The sequence below is a fragment of the Bacillus cereus group sp. BfR-BA-01349 genome, assembly GCF_022663795.1.
Taxonomy (GTDB): Bacteria; Bacillota; Bacilli; order Bacillales; family Bacillaceae_G; genus Bacillus_A; species Bacillus_A cereus.
Genome location: NZ_JAKUGE010000021.1, coordinates 15,134 through 31,602, shown reverse-complemented (window position 1 = coordinate 31,602; position 16,469 = coordinate 15,134). Strand labels below are relative to the sequence as shown.

The following is a 16,469-nucleotide window of genomic DNA, read 5'->3' as shown; positions in this document are numbered from 1 at the left end:
TTCCGTAATATTCAATTAATAACATGTTATTTTTGGTTATCCGATAATGAAACATCTTATCATCTAAACGATTGCGTTTATCGGTGTTTTTCATAGTACATCTCCATTCTTTTTAGTATGTAACAAATGTTACAAAAGAATTTGAAATTATAGTGTAATGCATCCGATTGTATGTTGGAAATTTTGCAAGAAAGAAATACAATAGAGAGTAGTCAAAATTGAAAATGAGAAAAAGGAATCTAGTTTTAACAGAGTGAATATTAAATAATATTATAATATACTTGATAATTAAAAGATATAAAATAGAATGGATATACGTTAAGTGAAACTAGATAAAAGAGGGTTCCTAGTATGTTAAAGAAATGGTTAATCATTTTCTTTATTTTTGCTGTTTTTTGTGGAAGTGTTGTTACACTAATACATGCAAATAAAGGAAAAAAATATGATGCAAAGGCATTTTCTAATGTAAATAGTAAGCAAAAAGATGTTAAGCAGGAAATTGATGCGAATGAGAAAAAGCGTTATGAAATTGCAGCTGGAAAACTAGATCAGTACTTAAAAGATAAAGGATTTAATGGGAGTGTTCTTGTAGCAAGTAAAGGTCATGTCATTTTACGAAAAGGCTACGGTTATGCGAATGTGAAAGACCAAGTATTAACAACGCCAAGAACGAAATATCGCATTGGCTCTATTACGAAAACAGTTGTTGCAATATCTATTATGCAACTAAAAGAAAAAGGGAAGTTGAACATTGAAGACAATGTAAATAAATATATCCCATCGTTTCCAGCAGATAAAAACATTACGTTACGAAACTTGTTAACACATACGTCTGGATTACCAGAACAGGGACAAGGTAGTGTTGACGCAGCATCACGGTTAAAATTAGTAACGTGGATTGGGGCACAAACGTTACAATTTCCAGCAGGGACAGGATGGAAATATACAGATTATAATTATATGGTGCTTGCATATATTGTAGAAAAAATATCAAATAAACCACTTGCTGAATATGTGAAAGAAAATATTTTGACTCCTGTTGGAATGAATGAATCTGGAATGGGCGCAACACTCCCAGAAGATATTTTCTTAGCAGAAGGGTATACGAAAAAAGATAATAAGTTAATAGCCACACCTCGCTTAAAAATGAACTGGCTGTATGGTTGTGGTGAAATGTATACGACTGTTGAAGATATGAAAAAGTTAGATGAAGCTATTATGGATGGTAAACTACTTTCTAAACAAAGTGTATCAGATATGTTTTCTGCATCACCTGCAAGAAAATATGGATTTAGTTTCTATATTTATCCAGATTATTATCATAACCACGGTGTATTAGCTGGCTGGAACACTTTTAATAATTTTAACTGGGATAAACGAACGTTTGTCATATTATTTTCTAACGTCCAAAATGGTATGAATGATGCATTTAATCAAGAATTTAGGAAAATGGCGAATGATTTAATAGAAGGAAAATAATTATAAAAAATCGGTATTGATATGTAATTATCAATACCGATTTTTTTATTTTGTAAAGTTTTACTTACTGAATAAAGTGAAAATTTACTCAGTGGAGGGGCTTTGTTCATCCCCCACTGAGTAGAAGCCCTCATCAATCTGGCTTTTACGGGCAACAGGGCCCCCACCTAACTTCTTTGCTTCCGCTGAATTTTGAGGTGGGGGTCTTACTGCCCATAAATAGCGGGATAAATAGGTAAGAAAGGTGATTTGTGTATGAATAAATCTAAATAGATAGTTAAATGCTAAGTAATGCAAAGAAAAATTGGTAATTTTTACATTGATAAAAAAGCTTGAGCTTCACACTATGTGAAGCTTTACATTATTGAAGACAAGAACAGGAGGTTGAAAAAATGAAAAAAGCAATAAAGTTTTGTTTAATAGCTACATTATCTACAACGATTATTAGTGGGTGCTCTTTTGAGGGTAACAATGAAAATGTTAAAGGGAAAGAAGGGGAAAAAGTAGAGGCACAGAAAAATGCTGGGAAATATACGATGCCAGATGAAAAAGATAAACATGAAGGTACATGGCTGCAATGGCCACATGAATACACATATGGTGAAGAGTATAAGAAGGAAGTTGAACCTATTTGGGTTAAGATGGCAAGTGCTTTAACTGAGGGTGAGAAAGTCCACATTGTTGCATATGACCAGGAAGAAAAAGAAAGAATCAATAACCTTTTAACAGATGAAGGGCTAAATATGGAGAAGATTGATTTCTTTATCGCGCCTACTGATGATGTATGGGCAAGGGACAGTGGACCAATTTTTGTTTATGACAGCAATAAAAATCTCAAAATATTAGATCCAGCATTTAATGGTTGGGGGAAGAAAACACCTTATAAAAATGATGCTCAAATACGTAAGGATGTCAGTAAACAATCAGGAATTGAAAGAGTTGATTGGGGGGAATTTGTCCTTGAAGGCGGCGCAATTGAATTAGACAGCAATGGGACTGCTTTATTAACTCGAAGTGCAGTAACGAATAAAAATAGAAATCCTGATTTATCAGAAAAGGAAATTGAAAAATATATAAGTGACCTTGGGGTATCAAACTTTATTTGGTTAGACGGAGTACCTAATTTAGATATTACGGACTTTCATATTGATGGATTTGCTAAATTCCATAATAAATCTACCATTGTAACGATGAAAGAAGATGACCTAGCCGAATGGGGTTTATCTAATAAAGATATGGATACATTGTTAGATGCAAAAAATGCTTCAGGACAGAAATATAAGTATGAATACTTACCGCTTAGTAAAGAAAAGGTTGCTTTAGAAAATGGAAAAACTCTCGATTATAAGGGGGCATATATCAATTATTATATCGGAAATACAGTTGTATTAGTGCCTAATTATAATGATCCGAATGATAAAATCGCAAACGATACGATTCAGAAGTTATACCCAGGTCATAAAGTAGTCGGTATTGATGTGAGAGAGTTGTATAAAAACGGCGGTATGATTCATTGTGTGACACAACAACAACCCATTGCATTGAAGTAATTGATTGTAATTTCGTTGTTCTGCTATATAGACAAAATAGGTGGAATCTTATTACCTATTTTGTCGTTCCTTATTATTTATAATAATAAAATTTAATATAATGATAAATTGATTATAGTGTATATTCGCTTTTCGTTTTATATGGTAAAGGAGAAAAATGTTTGTGTTAAAGAATTTTAAAATAGTGTTTTCGTATTTCCCTATCGTTTTACAGTACATTTTAAATCTAGCTTTAATTTGCTTAGGGGTTATTCTAAGTGTGTTTCTTATGAAAGAAGTCATTCAGTTTATACAAGAACTGAAATTGGATGGTAATGAATCGAGTTATCATTTAATCATTTATTGTTGTTTTAAAATATGGTATTTAAAAAACTTGTCAAGAGTCAATATAAGGCTTAACGTCAGCCTTATATTTTTTATATAAATATATAATATTTCTCCATGCTATAATCCATTCATAAAATGTACATGTTGCATGAGTTGTAACGAAAAAAGACATAAATTTAGGAATAGTTGGCTTTGTAAAATCAGTTATGTAACTACTATTAAAAAGCGAGGTAAATAATATGGAACAAAAACATAATGGCATTATTTTTACTGCAATACCAGACGAATTAAATGAATATTATCAACCATTTTATGAAGACTTGATTTACTTTAATGAATGTTTAAATGAAAAGAAATCAATTGCGGATCAACTTATATCTTTATCTGTTGAAGAACAAGACTTTCATACGAGCTGTTTTGAGTATGATGATATTTGGCTAAGAGATGTTGCACCGTTTGTCACAAATCATTTAGTTAAATTTAAATATCGACCAAATTATTTGCCAAATGATCAAGGGCGATATTTAGATCAACAATTTAATAAATGGTTGAAAAAGAATGACTTTGAATATGTAAAATCCCCATTAATATTAGATGGTGGTAATCTTATTTGGAATAAAAAAGATACTGTAATATTAACAGAACGCATATTTGATGATAACGATGATTGGATAGAAGAGGAAATTATTGAGCAGTTAGAATGGGATTTAGATGTGAGCCGAGTTATTATTATTCCTGCTGAGGAAGGGGATGTACTAGCACACGCAGACGGAATGGTTAAATTTATTGATGAACATACAATGTTTATTAGTGATTTTTTAGGAGATCATGAATTTAGATATAGTGTTCAAGAGATTATTAAAGAACAAATGCCAGAAGCTGAATTTATAGTTGTTCCTTCATCATATACAGAGAAAGGACAATATGATCAAGAGATAGCATCGGCAAAAGGGTTGTATATAAATATGTTAGAATCATGTGATGCTCTTTATGTTCCTAAGTTTGGGCTAGCTAAAGATGAGGAAGTTTTACGATATATTCAACAGTATACGGAGAAACAAGTTATTCAAATTCATGTAGGAGAAATATCAACAATGGGAGGCGCGATGAATTGTTTAACGTGGTATTGTCCAAGTCATTTGTTACCTTCGAAAATGAGAAGATTGAAAAATCAGAATGAAAATTTTTCAATGAAGAAGATTTTTGATTGGTTTTAATAAATAAGTAATGAAAAGAAAATATATTCAAGGAGTATTGATATGTATACCATCGCTGAGTTTTCTCGGATTTGTAAAATGAGTACGCGGATGTTAAGACATTATGACAAAGAGGAGATATTAAAACCGGCATATGTGAATCCGGTTAATGGGTATAGGTATTATGAACAAGAGCAGCTGGAAGTAGCATTGAAAATAAAAAAGCTAAGGGAGTATAAATTTCCTCTTCCAAAAATTAAAATTGTTTTGCAGTCATCGGATCAAGATTCGTTTGTTCAGCATATACAATCACAAATTATCGAGTTGTCTCAGGAAGTGAAGCAAAACTTACAGGTTATTTCAGAAATGAATGAAATGGTAATGGTGAATAGTAGTCTAAATATTGCTCGCCATAGAAGTTACGATATATTAATGGGAATGAGGAACGAAGTAACGTTAATTACTCAAAGAGTAAAAATAGATATAGATGATATGGATGATTATTTTTATGACTTATATGAAGAGGTACAAAAAAATAACTTTCAAATAGCTGGTTCTCCATCTGCAGTCTTTTATGATGAAGAATATATTCCAAGTAACAGTGATATTGAGTTAAGAATTCCGGTTATGCAGGGGAATGATGAAGACGTAGCACAAGAGTATGAAATGAAACAACTAAGTCCACATCATATCGTTACTACTATGCATTATGGAAGTTACGACTATATAGGTTACGCTTATATAGCGTTAGAAGAATGGATTGAAAGAAATGGGTATGTAATAATTAATTCGCCATATGAAGTTTATATAAAGGGACCTGAATGTGATTGTTTAGCAGAAGAGTATGTGACACAAATTTGTTTTTTAGTTACGAAAATAGAATGAGAATAAGGATTGACATTAACATTATGTCAATCCTTATTCTATGTATGAAAGCAATTTATCATAATAAAAAGGAGAAGTAAAGAATCACCTTATAAAGTTGCTACAAGTAAATGAAGATATTCCTGTTGACCTTAACACGATGTCAAAGTATAGACTGTACGTACATTCATATAAGGGGTGAACACGTATGAGAAATATAGAGAATAGTTTGTTTTATATGCCTGCGGAATGGGAGAAACATGAAGGTACATGGCTCCAATGGCCACATGATAAAGCACATAGAGGTGAAGGCTACAGAGCTAAGTTAGATGATATTTGGATATCGATGGCAAAGGAGCTTCACTATGGAGAAAATGTCCATATTGTTGTATGTGATGAAGAAGAGAAAATACATGTCCAATCGAAGTTAATTGAAGCTAATGTAAATATGGATAAAATTGATTTCTTAATTCAAGAAACTGATGATATTTGGATACGAGATAACGGACCAATCTTTGTAACGGATAAGGAAGGGAATCGCTGCCTAACGCACTGGATATTTAATGGTTGGGGAAATAAATATCCGTACGAAAAAGACGCTAATATTCCGAATAAAATAAGTGAAATGTATCGTATTCCAAAAGTTGAATCTAGTGTCTGTCTAGAGGGTGGGGGAATTGAGATAAACGGAAACGGGACCTTAATGGCGGCGAAAACGTCTATTATAAATGAAAATCGAAATCCCACACTAAGTCAGAAAGAAATTGAAATGGAGTTAACGAAATATTTAGGAGTAACAAATTTTATATGGATAACTGGTATACGCGGAGAAGATAATTATGATGAAGATACGGATTATCATATTGATGGCGCGGCACGGTTTGTAAATGAAAATACGATACTGTATGAATATGATCCTTTCGATGAAGGAGAGCCATACCTTTTGGAGGCGTACGAAAAGCATTATCAAGAATTGCGGCAAGCGAAAAATATAGATGGAAAGCCATTTCAGCTCATTCCAGTACCAGTAACAAGAAAAGTGGTAAAAGAAGCAGATTGTAAAGGATCGTACTTAAATTTTTACATTGGTAATGAAGTTGTATTGGTACCTATATACGGTGATGAACATGATAAATTAGGGCTTCAAATCATTGAAGGTCAATTTCCAGGGAGAAGAATTGTCGGTATATATGTTAACGAATTGTATGCATACGGTGGTATGATTCATTGTGTGACGCAGCAGCATATAGAATAGAGTAATTCAAATAAAAAGCATGCAGAGTATATACTCTGCATGCTTTTTATAATGTTGAAAACTCCTCAACAAGTTGAGTGAATTGTTTTAATGCACTTTCAATCGGTTCTGGCGTTGTTAAATCGACGCCAGCTTTTTTCAATAAGTTTAATGGGTAGTCTGAACTTCCGCCTTTAAGGAATTCAATATAATTTTTCTGAGCATCCGGATCACGGCTTAATAGTTTATCAGCGATTTGAATGGCAGATGCGAATCCAGTTGCATATTTGTATACGTAAAACGGGCGATAGAAATGAGGGATTCTAGCCCATCCGTATTTTACTTCTTCATCAAATACAAGTGAATCACCGTTATATTCTTTAAATAGCTTTTCATAAATTTCACTGAAGACTTGTGCATGTAATGGTTTACCTTGTTCAGCCATTTCATGTGTGATTTTTTCAAATTCTGCAAACATAATTTGTGTAAAGAAAGTACCTTTAAATTTCTCAATAAAATGGTTAACTAAATGGTTACGCACGTTCGTATCTTTTGCTTCTTTTAATAAATAGTGAATTAATAACACTTCATTTACTGTAGAAGCGACTTCTGCGACAAAGATAGAATAATGTGCAGAAATTCTTGGTTGGTATCCATGTGAATAGTGCGTATGCATACCGTGACCGCATTCATGAGTAAGAGTGAACAGGCTGTTTAAATCATCGTGATGATTTAAAAGAATGAAAGGATGAACGCCGTATACACCAAAGTTATAAGCACCAGAACGTTTCCCTGGTGTTTCTCTTACGTCTATATATCTTTTATCTTTAAAACTTTTTAATGTCTCAATATATTCTTCTCCTAAAGGAGCTAGTGATGCAATCATAATGTCAAATGCTTCACTATATGGGATGTCTTGTTTTGCACCTTCTACTAAATCGACGCCTAAGTCGTATTGTCTTAGTTCATCTACGTTTAATTTTTCTTTTCGAATTTCATTGTATGTATGTAATGTTTGAATGTTTTTTTTCGTTGTATCAATTAGGTTTTCATATACTTCTTTCGGAACCATATCGCCAAATAATGATTTCTCTAGCGCTGATGGATAGTTTCTTAATTTCGAAACAGTAACATTATTTTTAATAGCAGCGGATAAAGTAGATGCGATGGAATTCTTTAACTGAACATATGGTTTGTAATATGCTTTATAAGCTTCTTTACGCTTTTCACGATTCGTATCTTCTATTAACTTTGCATACATTCCGCGTGTTAAGTTCACTTTTTCTCCATCGTCAGTCGTCACTTCACCAAATAATATATCTGCATTATTTAACATACCAAATGTGTGCTGTGGAGAAGAAAGAGCTTCACCCATTTGTGATAAAATTTCTTCTTGGTCCTTATTTAATACGTGTTTTTTATAACGGTATAATTCAAATAAGTCTTCTTTATAATATTGTAAGCCTTCTGTTTCTTCTATGTAAGAATGTAATGTGTTTTCGTCTATGCTAAGTAAGAAGGGGGAAAAGAAAGATTTCGCTGCACTTACTTTCACGTGTAATTGTGATACTTTATCGACAAGAGATTGCGCGTCAGTATTGCGTGTATCAAGGTCAGATTGTAATCGTGCATAAGCGAACATAAAAGATATTATGCTAGAAATTTCTTCACTCTTCGTTAAATAAGCTAATAAACTATTGCCGTCGTGAATATTTCCATTAAACTCGTGTAATTCCTTCGTTAATACTTCAATTTTATGAAAATCACTTTCCCAATCTTCAATTGTATGGTAAATGTCTGTTAAATCCCATTTTTCTATATCAGCTACTTGTAATCGATCTTTAAGTTCTGTCATAATCATTTCCTTTCTAAACATGTAGTTATATTTCTATATAACTATGAAATACAACAAATTGCAAAAAATCCCTGCTGAAAATTGAAAAGCCCTGCTAAAATAACAAGGCTTACTTACTTATAGTGTAATTCCGAATTTTGAATGTAAAAGGTTTGTATATTGCATGTTTGTAACGGTTTCTTTCGTTTTTTTACCATTTTTCGCTACTGTAAGGCTATCTTTCGTTAAAGAGGCATGCCCATCTTCAGTTAGTTTTACAATAAGAGGTACTTTATTAAAGGGTGATCCTTCATGTTCAACGATAATTTTTTGTGCTGTATTTGCTTTTTCTTCATCCACTTCTTCTATATAAAATGCATAGCCTAACGTCCAATCATCAGCAGAAGATTGATCCAAGAACTCATTGTTTTTCCGCATCTCTAAAATGTAGTTTCCCTTTTCGGTCATTTCTTTACGAATACGATAATCTCCTGTAACAGAGTGAATGACTTCACCTGAGAAAGGGACAGGGGCAAGAGGTAAGTATGATCCGAATCCTACTTCAATTAAATAAAGTTCATTATGATGTGTTAAAACGATTGCGATATGGCCAGAATTAACAGCCCATATGGAGTTTGCAGCGTTATAAACTGTTCCTGAAACGAGATGAACATCGAATCCAGAATCTTTCAGGAAGTAATACATAGTAGGATTGAGTTCATAACAAAGACCGCCACGGTTATTTACTAAAATTTTCTCTTTCAAATTTTCTTTTGATATTTCTTTAAAATTCTTTTCGAGAATATTTAAGTTTTCAAAAGGAACAGTTTGTGCCATTGCGTACATAATGTTAGATAAATCTTCAAATGAAACTGTGTCTTTTTCTTCTATATGTAATCGTGCGAAAAATTGTTTTTGAAAGTCTGTCATCGAAATCCCTCCGTTATGCTTTTATAGGTAAATTGTAAACAATCTTGAATAGGATGTGAAATTAAAACTACGTTGAATATTTGAAATTAGATTAAAAATAATATGAGAGAGTGAGAGATTGCTATTTTACTAACGGTGGGACGAATATTATAATAATTCTGATAAACTATGCAAACGCTTTCTTGTAAGGGGATGGTGTACAGATGTTTAAAAGAATAACAATAGTCGGATTGTCAGTTGTTATGTTTTTACCTAGTATATATGAGGGGAGTAAAGCATATGCAGATACAGTTAACAATGGAACGTTAATGCAGTATTTTGAATGGTATGCTCCGAATGAGGGAGATCATTGGAATCGTTTGCGTACTGATGCTGAAAATTTAGCGCAAAAAGGAATTACATCTGTTTGGATACCACCTGCATATAAAGGAACTACGCAAAATGACGTAGGATATGGAGCATATGATTTATATGATTTGGGGGAATTCAATCAAAAGGGAACAGTGCGGACGAAATATGGGACGAAAGCACAATTGAAGTCTGCAATTGACGCTTTACATAAGAAAAACATCAATGTATACGGTGATGTAGTTATGAATCATAAAGGTGGGGCTGATTATACAGAAACTGTCACAGCAGTTGAGGTAGACCCGAGCAATCGGAATATTGAAGTATCAGGTGATTATGAAATTAGTGCGTGGACGGGATTTAACTTTCCAGGGCGTGGAGATTCTTATTCTAATTTCAAATGGAAATGGTATCATTTTGATGGAACGGATTGGGATGAAGGAAGGAAATTAAACCGAATTTATAAATTTAGGGGCATAGGTAAAGCATGGGACTGGGAAGTGTCTAGCGAGAATGGGAATTATGATTATTTGATGTATGCGGATCTTGATTTTGATCATCCAGATGTTGCGAATGAAATGAAAAAATGGGGAACGTGGTATGCGAATGAATTAAATTTAGATGGTTTTCGTTTAGATGCTGTTAAACATATTGATCATGAATATTTGCGCGATTGGGTAAATCACGTTAGACAGCAAACAGGGAAAGAAATGTTTACAGTAGCTGAATATTGGCAAAATGATATCCAGACTTTAAATAATTATTTAGCGAAGGTTAATTATAATCAATCTGTGTTCGATGCACCACTTCATTATAATTTTCATTATGCTTCAACAGGAAATGGAAATTATGATATGAGAAATATTTTAAAAGGAACGGTAGTTGCGAATCATCCTACACTTGCGGTTACTCTAGTTGAAAATCATGATTCACAGCCTGGTCAGTCATTGGAATCTGTAGTGAGCCCTTGGTTCAAGCCGCTGGCATATGCATTTATTTTAACGCGTGCAGAGGGGTATCCTTCTGTTTTCTATGGTGATTACTATGGTACAAAAGGAAATAGTAACTATGAAATTCCAGCGTTAAAGGATAAAATTGATCCGATTTTGATGGCACGAAAAAACTTTGCATATGGTACGCAACGTGATTATTTTGATCATCAAGATGTGATTGGCTGGACAAGAGAAGGTGATAGTGTACATGCTAATTCTGGTTTAGCAACATTAATCTCTGATGGACCAGGAGGGGCAAAGTGGATGGATGTTGGAAAGAATAACGCAGGGGAAGTATGGTACGATATTACGGGTAATCAAACAAATACTGTAACAATTAATAAGGATGGTTGGGGACAATTCCAAGTAAGTGGAGGATCAGTTTCCATATATGTTCAGCAGTAATTTGGTGATGAAATAGGAGAGGGAAATATAAGTTTTCCTCTTCTTTTTATATTGTTATCCTTCCTAAATCTTTATGTTTATAAATGAACTAGTCGGCTTTTGAAACACCAAGAGATGCATTGGAATAAATAATGTCATCTTATTCGTACTCGAGGAACATCTCCTTACTGTGATTGCTATAGAACTAAATATTAGTATGTTTTTAATGTGATTTTAATAGATATTATATTTGCTTTACGATAAAATTATTATAATGCAAAATTACACTATTATCATAAAATGATAGTTAATGGGTATTTTTATACTTGTGGTTATTAGTGTTTTCTAAAGCAAGATGATGAGTTTTTATTATTCAAGTTAGCGAAGATAGTTTGATGTAGCGCTTTTTAGAAGAAGTTCTTTATATAAATCGTAATTTAAAATCCATAGGCACATTTCTGTATAGGTGGTAGTAGCAAAAGGAGAGGCAATATGAAAAGAACAATAATGAAATATAGTATAATGTTTAGTTTATTACTATTAACATCATGTGATATATCGAATGAAGAAATTGAACAAAAAGCACAAAGTTATACAAAATCGGAGTATGGTATGGTTGTTAAATTAAACGGAGTTGAAACTCTGGATAACGGAAAGGACTTCCTTGGTCCAAAGGGGCGGATAGTTACTGTGCAGCAAGTCGATGAACCACACTTGCAATTTCAACTGTACTTCGAGGGGCAAATCTCTCCAGAAGTAAATAATGATAACTATGAAAAGAAAAAGGAAGCAAATAATTTACAAGGAAGATTTAATACATATTATGGAGAGAAAAACACTATATTTACTTTTGATCAAATGCAGACTGGGGATAATGTTTCCGATAAGAATACTGAGGAACAAATAGCGAAGAAAAATTTGCAACAGTATTATACGGCAGTTTTTAAAAGTAATACTGTTTTAGATGTAAACAATTCTGTACATATGGAAACATTAGCGGGGGTTGCAAGAAGTATTCAGGAATTTAATAAAACGATTGAAAATAGTAAAAGTAATGTAGAAGATATAACGATTCAGTTGCCAAATATTAATAAGGATGTACTACAAAATATTCCTGTAGATTATATAGTAACGGCTGAAGATGCGAAAAAGACCCTTGAGAAAAAGGTTGATTATATGAACATTTTACAGTCTGCAAGGAAATAGTTTGACACCTTTACTTCTTACAAAACATATAGTATGATGATTTCAGTAAATTAGATTTCAATGACTATAATATAAATTAATGAGAGGTGCTTTTTGTGAGTGCGGTAGGTACTAAATAGGAAAAATTTAATGAAATAAATCGGATAAGACCAGGGGATTTTTATGTACATCATACCCCTAATTTTGTCATGCATTTATTTCAAAACCTATGAAGATACCTACAATACTTTATAAAGCGTGTAATAAGGGACTGCCATCTATTTTTTTATGGCTTATTTCCTCATATGTTATTACAAATGCCTTGTAAATGTAAAAGCTGCGGTATCCCCGCAGCTTTTTTGTATATGTTTTTATTGTATAATTATGGGATTTTATATATGACTCATTGGAATCTAATGAGTAGGTATCTTCATTTATGATAAAAATCAATCATAGTGAGGAGAAACAAAATGAATACGATGACTTTTGAAAAGCTACAATATAACGAATTAAAGGATATAGTGAAATCTTATTGTGTAAGTGGATTAGGTAAGGAATTATTAAACAAATTAGAGCCGAGTACGAGTATAAAAGTAGTGAGAAATCGGTTGAATGAAACGACAGAAGCACGAGCTATATTAGATGCAGAAGGGCATGTTCCTTTCTTCGGCATTTCTAATATTGCTAGTACAATTCAAAAATTAGAAAAAGGGATGATTTTAGATCCAGAAGAATTAGTCAGTGTTTCAGACTTTTTACGCGGATGTAGAAAGATTAAAAAGTTTATGTTAGATAAAGAATTTTTTGCACCAGTATTAGCTTCTTATGCAAATTCAATGACTGAATATAAAAGTATTGAAGAGGAAATTAACTTTTCAATTAAAGGAAATAGTATTGATGCAGCTGCAAGTAAAGAGTTAAAACGAATTCGAAATAATATCGATTCTGTAGATGGGAAAATAAAAGAACGTTTAACAAAGTTTTTAAATAGTAGTGCAAATAAGAAATTCATTCAGGAATTCTTTATTAGTAAAAAGGATGACCGTTATACGATTCCAATTAAATCTTCCTATAAAAACCAAGTTGCTGGAAGTATTATTGAAGCCTCGGCAAAAGGTTCTACTGTATTTATAGAACCGCATACGGTTACGAAATTGAATGCGGAACTAGCGGGTTTGAAAGCAGAAGAAGCGGTTGAAGAATATCAAATTTTAGCGACTTTATCAGGAATGGTGTTAGAAAACATTTATAGTATAAAGATTAACATGGAGCTAATTAGTCAGTATGATATGGTATTTGCAAAAGCGAAGTTTAGTAAATCAATTGATGGAATAGAGCCGAAGTTAAATGATCATGGCTACATTCATTTAGTGAATTGTAAGCATCCGCTTTTAACAGGGCAAGTTGTACCCTTAAATTTTGAAATTGGTCAAGAGTATCGTAGTTTAATTATTACAGGGCCGAATGCGGGCGGAAAGACAATTGTGTTAAAAACGATTGGATTGTTAACATTAGCTACAATGTCAGGTCTTCATATTGCAGGAGATAAAGGTACAGAAATCGCTATTTTTGAAAATGTATTTGTAGATATTGGTGATAATCAAAGTATCGAAAATGCACTAAGTACATTTTCATCTCATATGAAAAATCTTTCTGAGATTATGAGGATGTCAAATAATAATACGTTGTTATTATTTGATGAAATAGGAAGCGGGACTGAACCGAATGAAGGAGCAGCACTTGCAATTTCTATTTTAGAAGAGTTGTACCTTGCGGGATGTATTACCGTTGCGAGTACGCATTACGGAGAAATTAAACGATTCTCAGAAATGCACGATGACTTTATGAATGCAGCGATGCAGTTTAATAGTGAAACGCTAGAGCCGCTTTATAAATTAGTTATCGGAAAATCAGGAGAAAGTAATGCACTTTGGATTGCGAATAAAATGAGCGTAAAAGAACATGTGCTGAAAAGAGCGAAAGAGTACATGGGAAATAAAGAGTACGCCTTAGAAAAAGTGAATGAAAGTAAAATTAGAAAACCGAAATTTGTACAAGAAAAAAGAGAATTTCATTATGAGTACAAAATCGGCGATCGTGTGAATTTATTAGATTATGATGATTTTGGTATCATCTATAAGGAAAAAGATAATTTTTATAACGTTGTTGTATATTATAACGGTGAATTCGTTGAAGTAAATGTAAAACGTATGAATTTAGAGGTAGCAGCGAAGGAATTATACCCAGAGGGATACGATTTAAATACACTATTTGTCGATTATAAAGAGAGAAAAATGCAACATGATATTGAGCGCGGATCGAAAAAAGCACTGCGTAAAATTCAAAAAGAAATAAGAAAGAATAGAGGATAAGTTAAAATGGTAACGATTAGACAAGAACAAAAAAATGATTATAGAAAAACAGAAGAAGTCGTAAAAGAAGTATTTTCACTTGAAGAATTTAGTGATAAAACAGAACATGAACTTGTAAAACGTATTAGAGAATGTGAAGCATTTGTTCCGGAGTTATCAATTGTTGCGGTAGATGAAGATATAGTTGGTCACATTATGTTATCGAAAATTACAATAGAACAAGGTGGAACTTCTGTAGAATCGTTAGCACTTGCACCAGTTTCAGTTGCTAGGGGTCATCAGAAGAAAGGAATTGGTGGAAAACTGATCACGGCGGCTTTAGAAAAAGCGAAAGAACTTGGATACGGATCAGTTGTAGTATTGGGACATCCAGAGTACTACCCGAAATTTGGTTTTAAGAAAGCAAGTGAGTGGAATGTAAAAGCACCGTTTGAAGTGCCTGAAGAGGTATTTATGATAAAGGAATTAACAGAAAATGCTCTTCGAGGTGTAGAAGGAATTGTACAATATTCGAGTGCTTTTGCTGAGTAGGAGTACCGGTTAAGAAATGTAATCATAAAAGATGCTATCTTTTTGTATGGATATACAGAAAGATAGCTTTTTTTATTAAGCGGATCTACTGACGTATATTTTGCTCAATGAATAATTGAGGTGGTAAAATTGATATAGAAACGTAAAGGGAGAGAATGAAATGAATAAGCGAGAAACAGATAGCAATGAGAATGTAGTGACGTTATATGTTACAAGACACGGTAAAACAATATTAAATACGAATCATCGCGCGCAAGGTTGGGCAGATTCTCCTTTAGTAGAAAAAGGTGTTGAAGTTGCCACAAATTTAGGAACAGGATTAAAAGATATTCATTTTATGAACGCATATAGTAGTGATAGCGGCCGCGCAATTGAAACTGCTAATTTAGTATTAAAATATAGTGAGCAATCAAAAGTAAAACTTGAGCAAAGAAAAGATTTGCGAGAATTAAATTTCGGTATTTTTGAAGGTGAAAAACTTGAGAATATGTGGGATGTGGTTGGAAAAGCTGCAGGCGTTGCATCACCAGAAGAACTCTTGAAGCTTTCTATTCAAGAAGTGATTAATCTTATTAGAGTAGCAGATCCGACAAAACAGGCGGAAGATTGGGAATTGTTTTCTACTCGTATAAAAACAGAGATAGATAAAATTAGTGAAGAATCTGCTGCAAATGGTGGCGGTAACGTTTTAGTTGTCGTTCATGGGCTTTTGATTACTACCTTAATAGAAATGTTAGACAGTAGCAAAACAAAACTTGGAGTGGAAAATGCTAGCGTGACGAAGATTGTATATCAAGATGGAACATACACAGTCGAGTCTGTTGGAGATATGAGTTACGTTGCAAAAGGGAAAGAAAGTGTGGAAATATAAAAATAAGAAAAGGAAGGTAGAGAACTCTAGCTTCCTTTTTATTTTTTTATATATCATTTATTAATTCGAATCGGAATATTCCGTTAAAAATGAACTATGAAAATTATTGTAATGGTATAATTAGAGAGTAGGAACAACAAATTAGTTTGCAGTGTATTGGAGGGACATTAGCCTTACATTTCATCTCGGAATCTAAAGTAAGTATACGAGAAATAAAGTGAAACTTTAATCAGTGGGGTTTTCTTCATCCCCCACTGATTATCAGCCCTCACCAATCGGACTTTAATGGGCAGCCCGACCCCCACCTAACTTCTTTGCTTTCGCTGCATTTTGAGGTGGGGGTCTTACTGCCCATTAAAGTGGGATAAAACA

At 33.1% G+C, this 16,469-nt stretch carries 12 protein-coding genes; 10 read left to right on the top strand and 2 right to left on the bottom strand.

Going from position 1 to position 16,469, the window contains the following annotated elements; genetic code table 11:
* The first annotated feature begins 351 nt into the window (after window positions 1-351).
* The 5 genes from MR169_RS13440 to MR169_RS13420 all read left to right on the top strand — a co-directional run bounded on the left by MR169_RS13440 (window position 352) and on the right by MR169_RS13420 (window position 6,671).
* A complete protein-coding gene (locus MR169_RS13440; RefSeq protein ID WP_016118398.1) occupies window positions 352-1,479 on the top strand; it encodes a serine hydrolase domain-containing protein in 1,128 nt (375 codons plus the stop codon).
* A gap of 392 nt (window positions 1,480-1,871) precedes the next feature.
* Window positions 1,872-3,029: an agmatine deiminase family protein gene (locus MR169_RS13435; protein ID WP_137070179.1), complete on the top strand. Its 1,158-nt coding sequence runs from the start codon at window positions 1,872-1,874 to the stop codon at window positions 3,027-3,029.
* Between the two features lie 566 nt (window positions 3,030-3,595).
* Window positions 3,596-4,573, top strand: a complete 978-nt coding sequence (locus tag MR169_RS13430) for an agmatine deiminase family protein (RefSeq protein WP_242319524.1) — start codon at window positions 3,596-3,598, stop codon at window positions 4,571-4,573.
* A 42-nt stretch (window positions 4,574-4,615) separates the two neighbouring features.
* On the top strand, window positions 4,616-5,437 hold the full coding sequence (locus MR169_RS13425; protein ID WP_086391364.1) for a MerR family transcriptional regulator: 822 nt from the start codon (window positions 4,616-4,618) through the stop codon (window positions 5,435-5,437).
* A 187-nt stretch (window positions 5,438-5,624) separates the two neighbouring features.
* Window positions 5,625-6,671, top strand: coding sequence for an agmatine deiminase family protein (locus tag MR169_RS13420; protein ID WP_001244183.1), 1,047 nt, complete (start codon window positions 5,625-5,627; stop codon window positions 6,669-6,671).
* A 46-nt stretch (window positions 6,672-6,717) separates the two neighbouring features.
* Here the strand turns inward: MR169_RS13420 and pepF are convergent, their stop codons facing one another.
* The gene (gene pepF, locus MR169_RS13415) at window positions 6,718-8,505 is read right to left on the bottom strand and encodes an oligoendopeptidase F (protein ID WP_242319523.1); all 1,788 of its coding nucleotides are present in this window, start codon (window positions 8,503-8,505) and stop codon (window positions 6,718-6,720) included.
* Window positions 8,506-8,622: 117 nt separating this feature from the next.
* Window positions 8,623-9,414: an arylamine N-acetyltransferase family protein gene (locus MR169_RS13410; protein WP_000129196.1), complete on the bottom strand. Its 792-nt coding sequence runs from the start codon at window positions 9,412-9,414 to the stop codon at window positions 8,623-8,625.
* Window positions 9,415-9,617: 203 nt separating this feature from the next.
* On the opposite strand from MR169_RS13410, the gene amyS reads away from it, so the two are divergent.
* The 5 genes from amyS (at window position 9,618) to MR169_RS13385 (ending at window position 16,097) form a co-directional block, all read left to right on the top strand.
* On the top strand, window positions 9,618-11,159 hold the full coding sequence (gene amyS, locus MR169_RS13405; RefSeq protein WP_242319522.1) for an alpha-amylase: 1,542 nt from the start codon (window positions 9,618-9,620) through the stop codon (window positions 11,157-11,159).
* Window positions 11,160-11,630: 471 nt separating this feature from the next.
* A complete protein-coding gene (locus MR169_RS13400; protein WP_000831441.1) occupies window positions 11,631-12,344 on the top strand; it encodes a hypothetical protein in 714 nt (237 codons plus the stop codon).
* A gap of 449 nt (window positions 12,345-12,793) precedes the next feature.
* Window positions 12,794-14,695: an endonuclease MutS2 gene (locus MR169_RS13395; protein ID WP_033693031.1), complete on the top strand. Its 1,902-nt coding sequence runs from the start codon at window positions 12,794-12,796 to the stop codon at window positions 14,693-14,695.
* 6 nt (window positions 14,696-14,701) lie between these two features.
* On the top strand, window positions 14,702-15,226 hold the full coding sequence (locus MR169_RS13390) for a GNAT family N-acetyltransferase (RefSeq protein ID WP_000256479.1): 525 nt from the start codon (window positions 14,702-14,704) through the stop codon (window positions 15,224-15,226).
* Between the two features lie 160 nt (window positions 15,227-15,386).
* Window positions 15,387-16,097, top strand: coding sequence for a histidine phosphatase family protein (locus tag MR169_RS13385; protein WP_001042052.1), 711 nt, complete (start codon window positions 15,387-15,389; stop codon window positions 16,095-16,097).
* Window positions 16,098-16,469 lie beyond the last annotated feature (372 nt).